This is a genomic window from Streptomyces sp. NPDC039736 (assembly GCF_055596485.1).
Map to the genome: position 1 here is coordinate 202120 of NZ_JBVIUQ010000010.1, position 16628 is coordinate 218747.

At 73.7% G+C, this 16628-nt stretch carries 12 protein-coding genes; 3 read left to right on the forward strand and 9 right to left on the reverse strand.

The window, feature by feature from the left end; genetic code table 11:
* Positions 1–48: 48 nt before the first annotated feature.
* Complete coding sequence (locus ACZ56L_RS28545; protein WP_471067199.1) at positions 49–3921, reverse strand: endo-alpha-N-acetylgalactosaminidase family protein; 3873 nt, start codon at positions 3919–3921, stop codon at positions 49–51.
* A 231-nt stretch (positions 3922–4152) separates the two neighbouring features.
* Here ACZ56L_RS28545 and ACZ56L_RS28550 point away from each other — a divergent pair, with 231 nt between their 5' ends.
* Positions 4153–4758, forward strand: a complete 606-nt coding sequence (locus tag ACZ56L_RS28550; RefSeq protein WP_471067201.1) for a YceI family protein — start codon at positions 4153–4155, stop codon at positions 4756–4758.
* A gap of 84 nt (positions 4759–4842) precedes the next feature.
* On the opposite strand, the gene ACZ56L_RS28555 is transcribed toward ACZ56L_RS28550, so the two are convergent.
* From ACZ56L_RS28555 to ACZ56L_RS28590, 8 genes are all read right to left on the reverse strand, one after another.
* Positions 4843–6222, reverse strand: coding sequence for a hypothetical protein (locus ACZ56L_RS28555; protein ID WP_471067203.1), 1380 nt, complete (start codon positions 6220–6222; stop codon positions 4843–4845).
* 48 nt (positions 6223–6270) lie between these two features.
* Positions 6271–8166 carry an ABC transporter ATP-binding protein gene (locus ACZ56L_RS28560; RefSeq protein ID WP_471067205.1) on the reverse strand — a complete coding sequence of 632 codons (1896 nt, stop codon included), beginning with the start codon at positions 8164–8166 and terminating at the stop codon, positions 6271–6273.
* Entirely contained in the window at positions 8156–8572 is a 417-nt protein-coding gene (locus ACZ56L_RS28565; RefSeq protein WP_345228211.1) for a lasso peptide biosynthesis B2 protein, read from the reverse strand. Before ACZ56L_RS28565 ends, ACZ56L_RS28560 begins: the two co-directional genes overlap by 11 nt.
* Positions 8569–8844, reverse strand: coding sequence for a lasso peptide biosynthesis PqqD family chaperone (locus ACZ56L_RS28570; protein ID WP_345228213.1), 276 nt, complete (start codon positions 8842–8844; stop codon positions 8569–8571). Before ACZ56L_RS28570 ends, ACZ56L_RS28565 begins: the two co-directional genes overlap by 4 nt.
* Positions 8841–10733 carry an asparagine synthase-related protein gene (locus ACZ56L_RS28575; protein ID WP_471067208.1) on the reverse strand — a complete coding sequence of 631 codons (1893 nt, stop codon included), beginning with the start codon at positions 10731–10733 and terminating at the stop codon, positions 8841–8843. Before ACZ56L_RS28575 ends, ACZ56L_RS28570 begins: the two co-directional genes overlap by 4 nt.
* Before the next feature lie 24 nt (positions 10734–10757).
* A complete protein-coding gene (locus ACZ56L_RS28580) occupies positions 10758–10874 on the reverse strand; it encodes a keywimysin-related RiPP (protein ID WP_380837121.1) in 117 nt (38 codons plus the stop codon).
* A 249-nt stretch (positions 10875–11123) separates the two neighbouring features.
* Positions 11124–12782, reverse strand: a complete 1659-nt coding sequence (gene cimA / locus ACZ56L_RS28585; RefSeq protein WP_345228219.1) for a citramalate synthase — start codon at positions 12780–12782, stop codon at positions 11124–11126.
* A gap of 333 nt (positions 12783–13115) precedes the next feature.
* A complete protein-coding gene (locus tag ACZ56L_RS28590) occupies positions 13116–14384 on the reverse strand; it encodes a TolB family protein (RefSeq protein WP_471067210.1) in 1269 nt (422 codons plus the stop codon).
* Positions 14385–14588: 204 nt separating this feature from the next.
* Here ACZ56L_RS28590 and ACZ56L_RS28595 point away from each other — a divergent pair, with 204 nt between their 5' ends.
* Positions 14589–15413 carry an endonuclease/exonuclease/phosphatase family protein gene (locus tag ACZ56L_RS28595; protein ID WP_471067212.1) on the forward strand — a complete coding sequence of 275 codons (825 nt, stop codon included), beginning with the start codon at positions 14589–14591 and terminating at the stop codon, positions 15411–15413.
* A complete protein-coding gene (locus ACZ56L_RS28600; protein ID WP_471067214.1) occupies positions 15410–16582 on the forward strand; it encodes an amidase family protein in 1173 nt (390 codons plus the stop codon). The genes ACZ56L_RS28595 and ACZ56L_RS28600 overlap by 4 nt, the downstream gene beginning before the upstream one ends.
* The last annotated feature ends 46 nt before the right edge of the window (positions 16583–16628 follow it).

A 16628-nucleotide genomic window follows, 5' to 3' on the forward strand; every position in this document is an offset into this window, starting at 1 on the left:
CACAGGGGGCTTCGTATCGCTTTTGTGTCAACTACCGCTCACGAAAGGTCATTTACCGCACAGAAAACGCGCACTCCCCCAGTCCGCGTGATCGTTCCCCGGCCCGTCGCCACCGTCCCCGGTCACCAGGTCGACGTACTTCGCGCCGGTGACGTCGGCGGTGAGCGCCCACCCGGGGTCGGCCCCGCGCAGCACCGGGGACTGCGCCCTGCGCGCACCGTCGGCGAGGACGGTGAACTGCACGCTGCCCCGCGCGCTCTGCACGTCGTCGAGTCCGACCGAGGCGGTGAAGGAGGTGCACGCGCCGCCCAGGTAGTAGCGGACCGTGCCGGGCGACGCGGTGCCGAGGCCCTTGGCGTGGACCACGCCGCCGAGGGTGATCGGCTTGCCGTCGCCGGGGGCGGTCTCGCCGTTGGACATGTCCTTCTCCGCGGGGCCCCAGCCGTTGTCCATCGCCGTCCAGTCCAGGTCACTGGCGTACGCGTCCCGGACCGGCGGCGGCGGAAGGGTGCGCACGGGCGCGGTGGCGGCGAGGGTGCGGGGCGTGCCGCCGACCGTGTAGGAGGCGGCCGACGTCAGCTCGTACGGCCGGTACGCGGCGTCCGCCGGCGGGGTGACCTGCCAGGTTCCCGTGACCTTCGCGCCCGCCGCGACGGACGGGAACGCGACCGGTCCGGCGGGCTCGGCGGTCCAGCCGTCGGGGAGGCCGAGGGTGAGCTCGACGCCGGTGGCGGCGGAGGCCTCGTTGTTGGTGAAGGCCGCCGCGACCCGGTGCTGGCGGCCGGGCTCGAAGGCGCCCGGCGCCGGGGTCAGGGCGAGGGTGCCGCAGGCGGCGCGCTCGGGGGCCGGACCCAGGTCGGTGACGGTGAAGCCGTCGAGGACGAAGTCGGCCCCGTCGGGTGCGCCCGCCTTCTTGCGCAGGCCCACCCAGGTGTCGCCGCAGCCCGCGGTGACGGTCTCGGAGAAGCGGGCGGTGGTGCGCTGTTCGGGCAGCGGGGTGCGGCGGGTCTCCACGGAGGCGGGTTCGCCGTCGGCGCCGACGCGGTCGTAGCCGGTCACCCACTCGTAGGAGTCGGCGTGGCTGGTCTGCCGGTCGAACGCGACTTGGTAACGGCGGCCGTCCTTCAGCGGGACGGTCCAGGGGGCGGTGCGGTAGACGAGCCCGTCGTTCTCCTCGTGCGACTTCAGGGATTCGGCCCCGCCGAGGACGTCGTCGACGCGCTTGCCGTTCCAGCCGGCCTGGGTGTACGGGGCGTGCTTCTGGGCGATGTGGGTGCGCGGGTCGGTGTCGCCGCCCGCGTCCCCCTTGAGGAAGGGGCCCCAGCCCTGGTCGACGTCCTCGAAGTCCTCGTGGACGAGGGCGCCCTGCTTGGTCGTGGGGGCGTTGGCGACGAGGCGCACGTCGTCGATCCGGACCCGTACGTCCGACGCGGCCCTGTCCGCACGGATGCCGAGCGTCGCCGAACCGCCGGGCGGCGCGGTGAAGTTGACCTTGGCGCGCTGGAAGTAGGTGCCGTGCCAGTCGTTGGCGGCGGTCCGCTCCTCGGCGGTGGAGCGTTCGACGACGACCTCCTTGCCGCCGATGCCCAGGGTCGTGCGCCGGGTGGCCCCGGGCTGGACCTCGATCCACGCGGAGGCGGTGTAGCGCCGGCCCGCCGTCAGGCCGGTGATGCGCTGGGAGAGGGCGGCGGGGGCGGTCCCGGAGAGGACGGCGCTGTTGCGGCCCCGGTCGTCGGTGTCGCGGGCGACCGTGCCCGTGGTGCGCCAGTCACCGAGCTCGGCGTCGTTGAAGCCGGGGTCGGCGACCTTGCCGCCCTCGCCCCAGTTCGCGTCGCGGGCGGCGGGGGTGCGGCCGGCCGGGTACAGGACGTACGGCTGGCCGGCTTCGGCCCGGAGGGTGACCCGGCCGTCCTCGACGGGGACGACGGCGGTCTTCACGCGGCCGTTGTCGGTGAGCTTGCTGACGGTGAGGGAGGCGGCCCCCCGCAGAGCGGCGGGGACGGTCCAGGTGGTCGTGCCGCCGGTCTTGTTGTAGTGGTAGAGCTTCTTCCCGTCGTCCCACGGGAGGAGGTAGTCCGACCCGTCGAGGACCTTGGCGTCGCCGACGTAGTAGGCGCGCTTGCCGTTCTCGACGGCGCCGCGCACGCCGCCGGTGAAGTCGATGCGGTCCTTGCCCCAACGCTGGATCTTCTCCTGCTGGAGGAACTTCGCGGGCAGGTTGCGCTCCCAGATGTTGCGGTAGAAGGCGTTCCAGTCGCTCTCGCCGGTCCAGCCCTCGAACTCCTCGACGGCGGTCTGGCCGAGGATCGGGTGGTCGTTCCAGACGTCCTTCTCGCCGTTGCGGATGAAGCGGATGATCTGGGAGTTGAGGCCCTTGTTGGTCTTGCCGCCGTAGTCGAGGTCGTTCGCCCAGTGCGACCAGAGGGAGGCGTGCTCGAACTTCTCCGACCACTCGGTGCCGACGGTCCAGCCCTGCTTCTGGACGGCCCGGAGGGTCTTGTCGGCGATCCAGCCGTGGGTGTAGTAGACGTCGATGTAGAGGAAGTTCAGGTTCCGGTCGGTCTCGTCGCGGAGCTGCTGGAAGCGTCTGGCGAGGTCGCCGCTGTTCACGTCGCGGCGCTGGTCGATGTAGTAGCTCTGGTTGAGCCAGTTCCAGCCGGGCCGGGTCTTGTCGACGAGGGTCTCGCTGAAGTTCCTGGCCTCGGGGTAGGACTCGGTGGCGTTGACGTGGACGCCGAAGGCGGCGCCCCATTTCCTGCCCGCCTTCAGCAGCTTGTTGAGGTCGGTGAGGCCGCCGGCCCGCTTGTTGTAGTTGCCCCCGTAGTCGGGGTGGGCGGAGTCGTGGCCCTCGGACCCGTACCCCTTGAGGACGGCGAGCTGTCCGAGCCCGTCGGTGGCCCGGCTGATCCTCTTGACGTCGTCGAGGGTGCGCAGGAAGGGGTGGGTGGCCTGGCTGGCGAAGTTGAACGGGATGTGGGTGACGACCCGGTCGGGGGTCTCCTTCGAGCCCGGGGCCTCGATCCCGACGGAGCGGAAGGCGATCGCGCCGTCCTGCCAGTCGACCTTCCCGTCCGCGTTGGCGTCGGGCGTCACGACGACCTTCGCCCAGGGCAGGTCCTCGCCGCTCTCCGGGCGGGGCGCTCCCTCCCCGCGGTACGTCCACTGGCCCGACCAGAGGCCGACGCGGACGCCGCCGTCCTCGCCCCGGGTCGCCCGGTGCCACAGCCGGGCTCCGTCGCGCGCGCTGGCGCCTGCGGGTTTGTCGTACGAGGAGTTGGACTCGACGGCCGCGGCGAGGGCGCCGGTGTTCACGATCCCGTACGAGGCGCCGACCGGGGCGGCGTCCACGGGGGTCGCCGCGGTCACCTTCCCGAAGACGTCGGCGGTGCGGGTGGAGTCGGGGTCGAGCCGGGTGAACGCGGTCTCGGCCCCGTCCTCGCCGCTGCCGACGGACACCAGGTCGTGCCCGGGTATGTCGAGCGTCCCGACCCGGAAGGCCGCCGTGTCGCGGATCGCCGTCACCCGGAAGGTGGTGGCGCGGCCGCGCACGGACAGCACGGCGTCGATCTCCACTCCCGGGAGGGAGGGCACCAGCAGGGTGTACGAGGCCGAGTCGCCCCGCACCCGGGGAGCGGCGGCGACCCGCACCGGGCGGGCGGTGCCGTTCAGGACGATCTCGGTGACCGGCCGCGTGCTGCCGAGCAGCCGGGCCCCGCCCGCGCGCTCGGTGTACGACAGGACCCGGGGGAAGTCCTCGGCCACGGTGACGGTGAGCTGCGGGGACTGGATGACGGCGGTGTCGGCGGCGGGGGCCGGGGCGGCCGGTACCGCGCCCGCCGTGGGCAGCGCCGGTCCTGCCAGCGTGAACACGACGGACGAGGCGGCGGCGACGGCGCACGACGCACGGAATCTCAGCGACATGGGGCCTGAGTAAGCCCGGACCCAGGGGCCCCGTCAACGGAAACGGACCCCCTGGGTCCCGGCAGTCCAACAACCCCGCTCCGGAAGTCCAAGCGGGCCGCGGCTGGGCCGAACGGCTGAATCCGTCCGGCTCCTCGCGCATAAAGGTTGAAAACCGAACTTCATTGCCCTATGGTCGGGTACATCGAAACACGTTGAAGGTTCAACAAACCTTTTCCCAGGAGGAACGTCATGGGCATCTTCGGCCGCAACAACAGCAGCACCCCCGCCACCGCCACCGCCGTGGACCCGTCGCTGGCCGCCCTGACCGGCACGTACACGGTCGACGCCAGCCACAGCAGCATCGGCTTCACCGCCCGCCACGCGATGGTGACGAACGTCCGCGGCGCCTTCACCGACCACGAGGGCACCCTCACGCTGGACGGCTCGAACCCGGCGGCCTCCGGGGCCTCCATCACCGTCCGCATGGCCAGCATCGACACCGGCGCCCCGGACCGTGACAACCACCTCCGCAGCGCCGACTTCTTCGACGTGGAGACCTACCCGGAGATGACCTTCCACTCCACCGGGGCGGAGCAGCTCGGCGGCTCGGACTACCGGATCACGGGCGATCTGACCATCAAGGACATCACCCGCCCGCTCTCCATCGACCTGGAGTTCAACGGCTCGGCCACCGACCCGTTCGGCAACGAGCGGGTGGGCTTCGAGGGCTCGGCGACCATCAAGCGCTCCGACTGGGGCCTGACCTGGAACGCGGCGCTGGAGGCCGGCGGCGTGCTGGTCAGCGACAAGATCAAGCTGAACTTCGACATCTCGGCGATCAAGCAGACGGCCTGACCCCGGACCCGCACCCCGCCTGACCCCGGACCCGCACCCCGGCGGCCGGCCGGTCGTCCTTTCCCGGCCCACCGCCTGACGGGGTCAGAAGTTGCCGCCGCCGAAGTCGCCGCCGCCCCCGAAGTCCCCTCCCCCGCCGAAGTCGCCGCCGCCCCCGAAGTCGCCGCCGCCGAAGGACGTGGGGTCGAAGTCGGAGCCCGAGACGTCGCCGCCCTCGAAGCCCGCGCCCGGGTCGTCGAACCCGGTGCCCGCGCCGTAGGCGGACGCGTAGGCCGGGGTGGCGAGCATCGAGCCGAGCATGGTGCCCATCAGCAGGCCGGGCAGGATGCCGCCGCCGAAGTAGCCGCCCGCCCACGGGCCGTACGCCGGGCCCGCGTCGTAGTAGGGGCGGCGGCCGTCCGGGGTGTCGACCGTGCGGACCGCCGGGTCCAGGCCGTCCGCGAGGCGGGCCGCGTCGGCCGCGCAGACCGGGACCTCGCGGGGCGCACCGCCCGCGGGCGACCAGACGGCGTCCGTGACGGAGGGGCCGTGGCGGGGGTCGAAGAAGCAGGGCGAGCGGCGTTCGGGGAGCGGCCGGCCCGTGCGGCGCGCGTCCAGGACCGCGAGGCAGTGGCGGCCGTCGTCGAGGGCCTCGGTCACCCCGCGCACGTCGTTGGGTTCGCGGACCGCCGCCATGCGGGACTTGGCCGTCTCGTAGAGGTCGAGGGCACGCTGGTAGTCCGCGCGCATCGCGTCCGTGGCGCCGGGCTCGGCGGGGTGGAAGTCCAGCCGGTCGAGTTCCTCGCCGTACGCCGTGATGTCCTCGTCCACGACGACCGTCAGCCTGCGCAGGGCCGCGAGGCGTTCCTCCTCCTTGCGTTTGCTGCTGCGGCGGGCCAGGGCGACCGCGCCCGCGCCCGCCACGACGACCACCGCGCCCACCCCCACCAGGGCGCCCGTGCTCACGCCGTCGTCCGAGCCGCCGTCCCAGGAGGCCGGGGCGTGCCCCCGGATCTGCGGGAGGGCCTGGTCGACGAAGGTGTTGAGCTGGGTGGCCGCGTCCAGTCCCGCGGGGGTCTTCGCCGCCGTGACCAGGTTGCGGACCGAGGCGTACGGCAGGGCGCGCCGGTCCGCGCCCGCTTCGAAACCGTCGCCCAGCCGGACCGCGTACACGCCCGTCACTCCGGTGGCGGTGCGGAGGTTGGCGCGGACCGTGTCGGGCGGGAACTCGGGGGTGCGGGGCAGGACCGCCACGAACAGCGGCTTGTCCGCCGACTTTATCTTCTGCGCGAGCGCATCCTGGTCGGCCCGGGAGAGCTGGGCCCTGGCCCCCGGGGCGACGTACACCGGGCCCTGCTTCAGGGCTTCGCCCGCCTCCGTCGTACCGGTCGCGGCAGCGGCGGCCGACGCGAACGGGAGCAGCAGGAGCAGCGCTCCCACCAGGGCGCAGAGGGCGGATATGACGGAAAGCGGCCGGTTCCTCATATGTTCGAACTTACCCGATGCGGGTCGAACACGGCGGGCGGCGGGCGGTCAGCCCCGGGGCAGCGCGTGCTCCGTGGCGAACTGCGTCGCCGCCAACTCCCCGTACAGCGCGTCCGACTCCACCAGCTCGGTGTGCGTCCCGACCGCGCGGACCCGGCCCGCCTCCATGACGACGATGCGGTCGGCCCGTACGACGGTGGACAGCCGGTGGGCGATGACCAGGACCGTGGTGTCGGCGGCGAGTTCGAGGACGAGCTCGCGCAGGTGTTCCTCGTTGACGGCGTCGAGCTGCGAGGTCACCTCGTCGAGGAGGAGCAGGGCCGGCTTGCGGAGCAGCGCGCGGGCCAGGGCGACGCGCTGGCGTTCGCCGCCGGAGAGGGTGGTGCCGCGGTGGCCGACCTGGGTGTCGAGTCCTTCGGGGAGGCGGGCGACCAGGCCGTCGAGGCGGGTGCGGGTGAGGACGCCGGCGAGTTCGGCTCCGGTGGCGTCCGGGGCGGCGAGCAGGAGGTTGTCGCGGAGGGTGCCCGCGAGGACGGGCGCGTCCTGTTCGACGTAGGCGAGGGCGGCGCGGAGTTCGGCCAGCGGCCAGTCGCGGATGTCGCGGCCGCCGACGGTGAGGGTGCCCGCGTCGTGGTCGTAGAAGCGTTCCAGGAGGGCGAAGACGGTGGTCTTGCCCGCGCCGGAGGGGCCCACGAGGGCGGTGAGGCCGCCGGGGGGCACGGTGAAGGTGATGCCGTGGTGGGCGGGGGCGCGGGTGCCGGCGTAGGCGAAGGCGACGTCCCGGAACTCGACGCCGAGGGGGGCGGTCCGGCGTTCCGTCCTCGTCGCGCGCACGGCGCTCTCGCCCGGCAGGGACTCGATCTCGTCGATCCGGCGGACGGCGGCCAGGCCCGTGTTCAGGCCGGTCCAGCCCTCGGTGAGCTGGCTGAGCGGGGCGAGCAGCCCGAAGACGTACAGGAGGAACGCGACGAGGGAGGAGACCTCCATCGTGCCGGCTGCCACCCGTGCGCCGCCGGCGCCGAGCACGGCGAGGAAGGCGAGCTGGGTGGCCAGGAACATCGCGACCTCGGAGGCGGAGGTCCAGCGGGCGACGGTGACGCCCCGGTCGTGCGCGGTCCTGGCGGCCCCCGCGACGGCGGCGGCCTCGCGGTCCTCGATGCCGCTGGCCTTGACCGTGCGGAACGCCTGGAGGGAGCGGTCGAGCAGCGAGCCCATCTCGCCGACGGCCTGCTGGGCCTGGAGCTGGGCGCGCTGGATGCGCGGCATGAGGAGGGCCAGGACGGCGCCGGAGAGAAGAAGGACGAGGGCGGTGACGGACAGCAGGAGGGCGTCCACCACGGCCATCAGGACGATCGTGCCGACCAGGGTGAGCGCGCCGGACGCGGCCTCGACGACGCTGCGGGAGAGGACGGTGTGCAGGAGGGTCGTGTCGCTGGTGGCGCGGGAGAGGAGGTCGCCGGGGGTGAGGCGGTCGGCGGCGGCGACCCGGAGGCGCAGCAGGTGGGTGACGAGGCGGCGGCGGGCCCGCAGGACGACGGCTTCACCGGTGCGCGCGAGGAGGTAGTGGCCGGTGGCGGCGAGGAGGGCCCCGGTGACGACGACGCCGAGCAGGGCGAGCAGGGGGCCCCGGGGGGAGGCCCCGCCCCCACCCCCGAACGCTTCGACGGCGTACTTGGCGGCCAGGGGCATGGCGAGGCCGGCCCCGGAGCCGAGGAGGGAGAGCAGGACGCCGGTGACGAGGAGGCGGCGGTGGGGTCGGGCGTGGGCGAGGAGGAGGGCGAGGGGGGCGGGGGCGTTTTCGGCCCGCCCGGCGTTCGAGGACGCGCGGGCGGAGCCCGTGCCGGGGGCGGGGGGCGCAGCTCCCTGGGGAACAGGACCCTGGGGAACAGGACCCGCCCCCTGCCCCGCCGGACCGGCGCCCCCGCCGGAGACCTCAGCGGCCACGCGGGGTGACCTTCAGCAGCGGGCGGAAGTCCGTGACGTTCTGTTCGCCTACCGTGCGGCCCTCCGCCTCGACCCACGCGTGCGGCTGGAAGGGCGGCGCGTTGCGGACGCCCGCGTGCCAGTCGGGGAAGGTGCCGGACATCCGGCAGAGCAGGGAGATCGCGATCGAGCGCGGCAGGCACCCGTACCAGCCCGCGCACTTGCGGCTCGTCGCCACCACCCGCTCGTACGTTTCGAGGGTGTCGTCGTAGGTGGCCGGGCGCGCCCCGCGGCTCAGCACCGTCAGGACCCCGCGCAGGCGGCCGGGCTTGAGCCTGGCGAGCAGCAGCGCCGCGGCCACGGCCGCGCGCAGGCGCACCCCGCCCGGGCCCGCGCCCCGGCGGGGCATCGTCATCTCGGTGGTCATCGGGCGGCCCCGGTCCGGGTGACGATCTTCGCCCTGAGGAGCTGGTCGGTCAGCTCCGCGACGTCCGCCTCGGCCTCCGCCCGCTCCACCTCGTACTCCGCGAGGAGCTGCTCGACGGCGTCGGACGGCGAGCGGCCCTCGGAGATGGCGGTCACCACGAGCGTGCCGCACTCGTTGAGCTGCCAGTACGTGCCGTCCTTCTCGTCCAGCAGGACGCCGCCGTACTCGGTGGTGGTGACGGCGATGCCCTTGCGGAGCTGCCACTCGCTCATGTGCGTGCCTCGCTGTTCGTGGTGGGGGCCCAGGCGTCCTGCGCCGTGCGCAGCCAGGTCTCGCAGGACACCGTGGAGTCGATGGGGTGCTGCTGGAGGAGCGGTGAGTAGGGGTCGTCGGCGAGGCGGCGGAGCTGGCCGGCGTCGATCAGGCCGCGCTCGGCGAGGACGGAGTCCGTCCACAGCTCCCGCAGGGAGGCGGCGTGTTCCCGCAGGCCCTGGATGTCGTCGGCGGACATGTGGTCCTTGGTGGTGCGGGCCAGGAGCTCGTCCGGGACCACCCCGCGCATCGCCTCCACCAGGAGCGGCTTGTACCGCCAGGGGACGACGCGGTCCTCCACCCGTACCGACAGGACCGCTTCGACGACCCGGTCGTCGAAGAAGGGCGCGGCGACCGGCAGGCCGAGGCCCGCGCCGAGGTCCTCCATGGCCTGGAAGCAGCGCGCGCCGAGCCGGACGGTGTCCAGGTCCATGTGCCGGCCGGGGCGCGGTGCGATGGGCTGCGCCCGTCGCGCGGCCGCCCGGAACTCCTCCCGGATCAGCCCGCGGGCCTTGTCCGTGAACCAGGGCCGCATCGCCTGCCGCATCCCCCAGCTCACCTGCGGGGTACGGGAGTCGGCGGTCGCGGTGTCGATGAGGGAGCCGGCCAGCCAGGCGCCGAAGGACGGCGGGAAGAGCATGCCGCGCAGGGTCGGCAGCAGCGGCCAGCCGGACTGGTGGCGCAGGGCGCTGATGCGGTTCCACGCCTTGAGGGGCTTGCCGGGCAGGAGGTCCTGGCAGGCGGAGGCCAGGCCGTTGAAGAGTTCGTCGCCGCCGTAGCCGGTGAGGTGGTACTCGGAGCCGGTGGCCGCGGCCCGTCCCAGCAGCATCGCGGCGCGGGCGCGCGCGGGGGCCACCGGGAAGGGCTCGTCGAGGAGTTCCCCGGCGGTGGCGCGCAGGTCGGCGTAGAAGAGGGGGGCGTCGTCGGCGGGCACCAGGGTGTGCTCGATCTTCCGCCCGCCGCCCGACCGGGCCGCGGCCCCGCGCGCCGCCGCGACTCCCTTCTCCGCCCAGAACTGGTCCTCCGAGCGGTCGTCGCGGGCGGCGACGGTGAGCAGCGTGGTGTCCCGCGCTCCCGCCCGCTGGGCCAGGAAGGTCACCGAGGTGGAGTCCATGCCGCCGGAGAGTTCACCGCTGACGCGGGTGCGCCCCTGGAGGTGCGCGGCGACGGAGGCGGCCAGCGCGGCGGCGACCAGCGGGGCGCCCTCCGCCAGGGAGAGGCGGGGCACCGGGGGCCGCCACCAGCGTCGCACCGAGTAGCGCGGACCCGGGCCGGGAAGCACCAGCGCGTACGCCGGGTCGATCTCCTCCACGCCCTGCCAGACCGGCCGCTCCCGCAGCGGGTGCGGCACGAAGTCCAGCAGCCGCAGGGCGAGCGCGCCGTCGTCGAGGGCCGCGCCGGTCAGGCGGGCGAGGGGCGCGGGGCGGTCGGAGGCGATCCGGCCCCCCGGGTGGGCGGCGTGGTAGACGCGGCGGTGGCCGGACGCGGTGCCGCGCACGCAGGTCTCGTCGCCGATCCGGCTCACCACGTGGCCGAGACCCGGCAGTTCGGTGAGCCGGCGGTGCAGGTCGAGGGTGTCGCGGGCCGGGCCGAGCACGGCGTCCAGGCGCGCGGCGGGGGTCGTGTTCGGGCCGATCAGCACCAGGGCGTCGGCGCCCCGGGTGACCTGGACCAGGTTCCGTACGAGCAGCCGTGCGAGGACCCACGGACGGCCCGACGGATGGGCGACGGTCTCGAAGGCGCCCTCGGGGGCCGCCGAGCGCAGATGCCCGGCCGCCGCCTCGCCTTCGTCGGTGTCCGGAAGGACGACAAAGAAGTCACGCAGGCTCTCGCGGCCGGGCATCTCCATCACTCAGTTACCGGTTTCCGCAGCTCAGATACAGAGCCGACGGGACCAGAACTCCTTGCACGAGGCATAGAACATGCCCGCGGTCTTCTTGCTGAAGTCGCCCTGGTTGAACAGCGACGGCTTGACGTAGGTCTTCTTCATCGTCGTCACGTCCTCTCCGTTAAGTAGGGGTGCACCGAGTAAGAAAGCGACTGTTGCGGATGTGCACGGTGGGAACCGTGTGGACTCCGTGACGGCCGGGGACAGTTGATCCGCTACTCGTACTCCTGTGCACCCCCGGACTCCGGAAGTGGCTTGATCACCTGCACACGTGACGGGTTCACCCCTCTTGACGCAGGGTGAACGAGCGCTTACTAGTTGCTCATTGAACGGGAGGGCGTGCCGGACGTCTCATTCGGTCGGTTCGACGCCCGCCCGCAGCAGTCCGTACGTGTACGCGTCCTCCAGCGCCTGCCAGGACGCCGCGATGACGTTCTCGGCGACGCCGACCGTCGACCAGTCGTCGCCCGAGCCGCCGCCGTCGCCGGTGGTGATGAGGACGCGGGTGGTGGACTCGGTGCCGTGGGTGCCCTCCAGGATGCGCACCTTGTAGTCCACCAGCTCCAGCTTGGCGAGCTGGGGGTAGATCCGCTCCAGGCCCACCCGCAGCGCCCGGTCCAGGGCGTTGACCGGGCCGTTCCCCTCGGCCGTGGCGACGATCCGCTCACCCTTGGCCCACAGCTTCACGGTCGCCTCGTTGGCGTGCGTGCCGTCCGGGCGGTCCTCGACGATGGCCCGCCAGGACTCGACGCGGAAGTACCTGCGGGCCCGCCCCTCCGCCTCCTCGCGCAGCAGCAGCTCGAAGGAGGCGTCGGCGGCCTCGTAGGTGTAGCCCTTGAGCTCGCGCTCCTTGACCCGGTCCACGACCCGGCCGACCAGCTCGCGGTCGCCGCCGAGCTCGACGCCGAGCTCCTTGCCCTTGAGCTCGATGGAGGCGCGGCCGGCCATGTCGGAGACCAGCATCCGGATGCGGTTGCCGACGAGGTCGGGGTCGATGTGCTGGTACAGGTCGGGGTCGACCTTGATCGCGGAGGCGTGCAGGCCCGCCTTGTGCGCGAAGGCCGAGACGCCCACGTACGGCTGGTGCGTGCTGGGCGTGAGGTTGACGACCTCGGCGATGGCGTGCGAGATCCGGGTCATCTCGCGCAGGGAGCCCTCGGGCAGGACCTTCTTGCCGTACTTGAGCTCCAGGGCGGCGACCACCGGGAAGAGGTTGGCGTTGCCGACGCGCTCGCCGTAGCCGTTGGCGGTGCACTGGACGTGGGTGGCGCCCGCGTCGACGGCGGCCAGGGTGTTGGCCACGGCGCAGCCGGTGTCGTCCTGGGCGTGGATGCCCAGGCGCGCTCCGGTGTCGGCCAGGACGGTCGCCGTGACGGCCTGGATCTGGGCGGGGAGCATGCCGCCGTTGGTGTCGCAGAGGACCACGACGTCGGCGCCGGCCTCGGCGGCGGCCCGTACGACGGCCTTCGCGTACTCGGGGTTGGCCCGGTAGCCGTCGAAGAAGTGCTCGCAGTCGACGAAGACGCGCAACCCCTGCTCCCGCAGGTAGGACACGGTGTCCCGGACCATCGCCACGTTCTCGTCGAGCGTGGTGCGCAGCGCCAGTTCGACGTGCCGGTCGTGGGACTTGGCGACCAGGGTGACCACGGGCGCGCCGGACTCGACCAGCGCCCTGACCTGCGGGTCGTCGCAGGCCCTGGCCCCCGGGCGGCGAGTCGCGCCGAAGGCGACCAGTCGGGCGTTGCGGAAGGTGATCTCCTGGCGCGCGCGGGCGAAGAACTCGGTGTCGCGGGGGTTGGCGCCCGGCCAGCCGCCCTCGATGAAGCCCACCCCGAAGTCGTCCAGATGACGGGCGATGGCCAGCTTGTCCGCGACGGTCAGGTTGATCCCCTCACGCTGGGCGCCGTCGCGCAGCGTGGTGTCGAAGACGTGGAAGCCGTCGCCGGGACCCACGCCGCCGTCGGGACTCTCTGTGGTGCCCGTGCTGTCTGCACTGCCTGCGGTCGTCATGCTGTCTGACTCCTGTCGGGTCCTGGGAGGGGCTCCCAGGCTGCGGAATGGCTTGCTCCACTTGCCCCCATCTTCGCGTGCGCCTCGCCCCGGGCCCTTGTGGGGCCGGAAAACGAAAAAACCCCTCGCGGGTGCGAGAGGTCTGCGCGCGGGTCTGGAGCTCGGTGGCCGCGCCGTACGGGCCGGTGGGCGTACGGGACGGTCACTGCGGACCGGCGCGCCTGCTGCCGATAATCATGGCGAACGAGGACACGGGGGCAGTCTGGCACACGGCTGCCCCCGTGTCTCACGGCGTCTCAGGATGCGGTCCCCCGGCCCGGCCCGGGGGGGCTGCTACTTCAGGTGGCGGACGTAGACGTGGTGGTCGTCCTGCGTGTCGCCCGGCACCAGGTCCGGGGAGGAGGAGCCGAAGACGACGCGGGAGCCCCCGCCGTCGACGGCCGGGTCGTGCGCGCCGTCCTTGCTCGGCCTGCCCGCGGTGTCGGCGCTGACCAGTCGGGTGGCGCCGGTTCGCAGGTCGCGCAGGTACACCCGGTCCGTGCGGTTCGGGTCGTTCGCGTCCGCGCTGACGAACGCCAGGTGGCGGCCGTCCGCGCTCAGCGCGCCGAAGCTCGTGTGGTCGGCCTTGCGCACGCCGTCGACGCGCCGTACCGAACCGGTCTCCAGGTCCCGGACGTGCACGTTGTGCGCGCCGTTGGTGTCGCCCGGGGTGAGCCGGGAGTCCAGCGAGCTGAACGCCACGTACCGGCCGTCGGCGCTGAGCCGCGTCTGCTCGGACTGCCCGTCGGAGACGGCCCCGGCGGGCGGCTTGTCCGCCTCGTACAGCTTTCCGGTGCGCACGTCGCGGACGTGGATGTCGCTCCAGTCGCCGCGCGAGGGCTGCGGGGAGAAGAACTGGTACGCCACCCGCTGTCCGTCACCGCTGATGGACAGGGACGTGGCCGAGCCGGGCCGCTCGGTGGTCGAGGGCTCGCTGATCCGTACCGTCCGGCCGGTGCCGCGGTCGAGCCGGTAGGCGCGGGTGTGCTGGTCGGGCTCGAAGGAGTGCTCCGAGCGCGACGCCGTGAAGGCCACGTACCGGCCGTCGGCGCTCAGCCGCACGCCGCCCGAGGTGTCGTAGCCCGGCGCGACGGCGTCCTCGACGCGTTCGACGGCTCCGGTACGGAGGTTCTTGACGTACGCGTGGACCTGTCCGCCGGTGTCGCCGGGGGCGAGGTTGGTCGCGGCCGAGACGAAGGCGACGTGGGTGCCGTCGGCGCTGATCGTCGGACCGTCGGCCGGGCCGTCGGCCTGGGCGCCGTTCGCGGCGGTGGAGACCCGGACCGTGGTGCCCTCGGCCAGGTCGCGCAGGAAGACGTCCGACGCGTTGTTCGTGTCGCCCGGGACGAGGTTGGCGGCCTCGGACCGGAAGACGACGTACCGGCCGTCGCGGCTGATCTCCGCGTCCGAGGCCCCCTTGGCCGCCTCGGCCCCGCCGGAGGAGACGCTGGCCTTCTCGGTGCGGGGCGCGGGGGCCGGGGCGGCGGTGGCGGACGGCAGGGTCAGGGCCGTCAGGGCGGCGACGACGGCCGCGCCCAGTGCGGTGCGTGTTGCTGCGTGCATGGTGTAACTCCCCGTGTTGGCAAGGTGGTTGACGGGCCTGGTGGGACGGCCCGGCAGTAGAAGGGACGACGTCCGCGACGGCTTGGTTCACCGGGACGGGCACGGATGTGAAGGACGTCGGGCCGGTGCCGCCCCGCCCCGCGCGCCGGTTCAGCGCCCTCCCGAGGCGCCCGCCGGGCGTGCGCCGGGCTATAGGTTCGGCGCATGCGCGTAGTGACGTGGAACCTGTGGTGGCGGTTCGGTCCGTGGGACACCCGCCGAAGAGCGATCCTCGACGTGTTGCGGGACCAGCGGGCGGACGTCCTGGTGCTTCAGGAGGTCTGGGCCGACGAGCGGGAGAACCTTGCCGGTTGGCTCGCCGGGGAGCTGGGGCTCGGGCACTGGACGTGGGTGCGGTTCGCGGAGCCGCACCACTGGCGGCGGCGGACCGACCAGGACACCTCCGACATCGGGGTGGCGGTCCTCAGCCGGTGGCCGATCGGCGAGGAGGCCGCGGTGCGGCTGCCCGCCGGCGGGGCCGTCGACAACGGGCGGATGGCGCTGTACGCGCGGGTGGACGCGCCCTTCGGGCCGGTACCGGTGTTCACCACCCACCTGAACTCGGCCGTGCACGACTCCGCCGCGCGCTGTGCGCAGGTGGGCGCCCTGCACCGGTTCGTGGCGGAGCACCGGGGCGACGGGCCGTTCCCGCCCGTGATCGCCGGGGACTTCAACGCCTGGCCGGACGCGGACGAGATCCGGCTCATGGGCGGGTACAAGACCGCGCCGCCGGTGGCCGGGCAGGTCTTCGTGGACGCGTGGGAGTACGCGGAGCCCGGCGCTCCGTACGCCACCTGGGACGCCGGGAACGGATACCACTCCCCCGGCCCGAGCACCCGGATCGACTACGTGTTCCTGGGCGTGCCGGGCCCCGGCGGGCTGGGCGCGGTGGAGTCGGTGGCCCGCTTCGGGCACGGGGCGGTGGACGGGGTGTGGCCGTCCGACCATGCGGGTGTACGGGTGGACCTGGCGACGGGAGAGCCGCGATGAGGGCGGCCGAGCTGGCCGGACGGGACGCGGGGACACAGGCGTTCGTGACGTACGCCGACCCGCCGCCGGAGTTCTCGGCGGGGCCGCTGAGCGGGGTCGCGGTCGGTGTGAAGGACATCGTCCGGGTGGACGGGATGCCGACCGGCGGCGGCTCCGCGCTCCCGCCCGAGGCCCTTGCCGGACCGCAGGCGACCGTGGTCAGCAGGCTGCTGGCGGCGGGGGCGTACGTGGCGGGCAAGACGGTGACCGCGGAGTTCGCGATCCTGGCGCCGGGCCCGACCCGCAACCCGCACAACCCGGCGCACACGCCCGGGGGTTCGAGCAGCGGCTCGGCGGCGGCGGTCGCGGCGGGCCTGGTGCCGCTGGCCGTGGGCACGCAGACGGTCGGCTCGATGATCCGCCCGGCGGCGTACTGCGGGGTGGTCGGCTTCAAGCCGACGTTCGGGCGGATTCCGGTGGACGGGGTCCTTCCGAACGCGCCCTCGTTCGACACGCTGGGCCTGTACGCGGCCGACGTGGCCGGGGTCGCGGTCGCGGCGGGCGTGGTGTGCGACGGCTGGACAAACCCCGGCCCGCCGGCCCCGCCGGTCCTCGGCGTACCCGAAGGGCCGTACCTGGAGCAGGCGTCGGCGGAGGCGCGGGAGGCCTTCGCGGGTCACGTACGGGCACTGCGGGACGCCGGGTACGAGGTGCGGCGGGTGCGGGTGATGGCGGACTTCGAGGAGGTGCGGCGGCAACTGTTCACCATGAACCGGTACGAGGCGGTGCGCTCGCACGCGCCGTGGTTCGGGAAGTACGGGCACCTGTACCGGGAGGAGACCGTGGCGGTCCTGCGCGAGGGCGAGGGGATCACGGACGCGGCGTACGGGGCGGCCCGCGCCGCCCGGGAGGTCTTCCGGGAGCGGCTGGCGGGGGCGGCGCACGCGGCGGGGGTCGACGTGTGGGTGACCCCGGCGGCCACCGGCCCGGCGCCGGCGTCGCTGTCCACGACCGGGAGCTCGGTGATGTCCCTGCCGTGGAGCCACGCGGGGCTGCCGTCGGTGTGCCTCCCGGCGGGCCGGGCGGGGAACGGGCTGCCGCTGGGGGTGCAGTGCGTGGCGGGGGCGGGCCGGGACGAGGCGCTCCTCGCCTGGTCGGCGGGCTTGGCGGAAGTCCTGCGGAACCTCTAGACCACCCTCCACGCTGCCGCCCCGGGGTGGGGTGGAGCGCTCCACC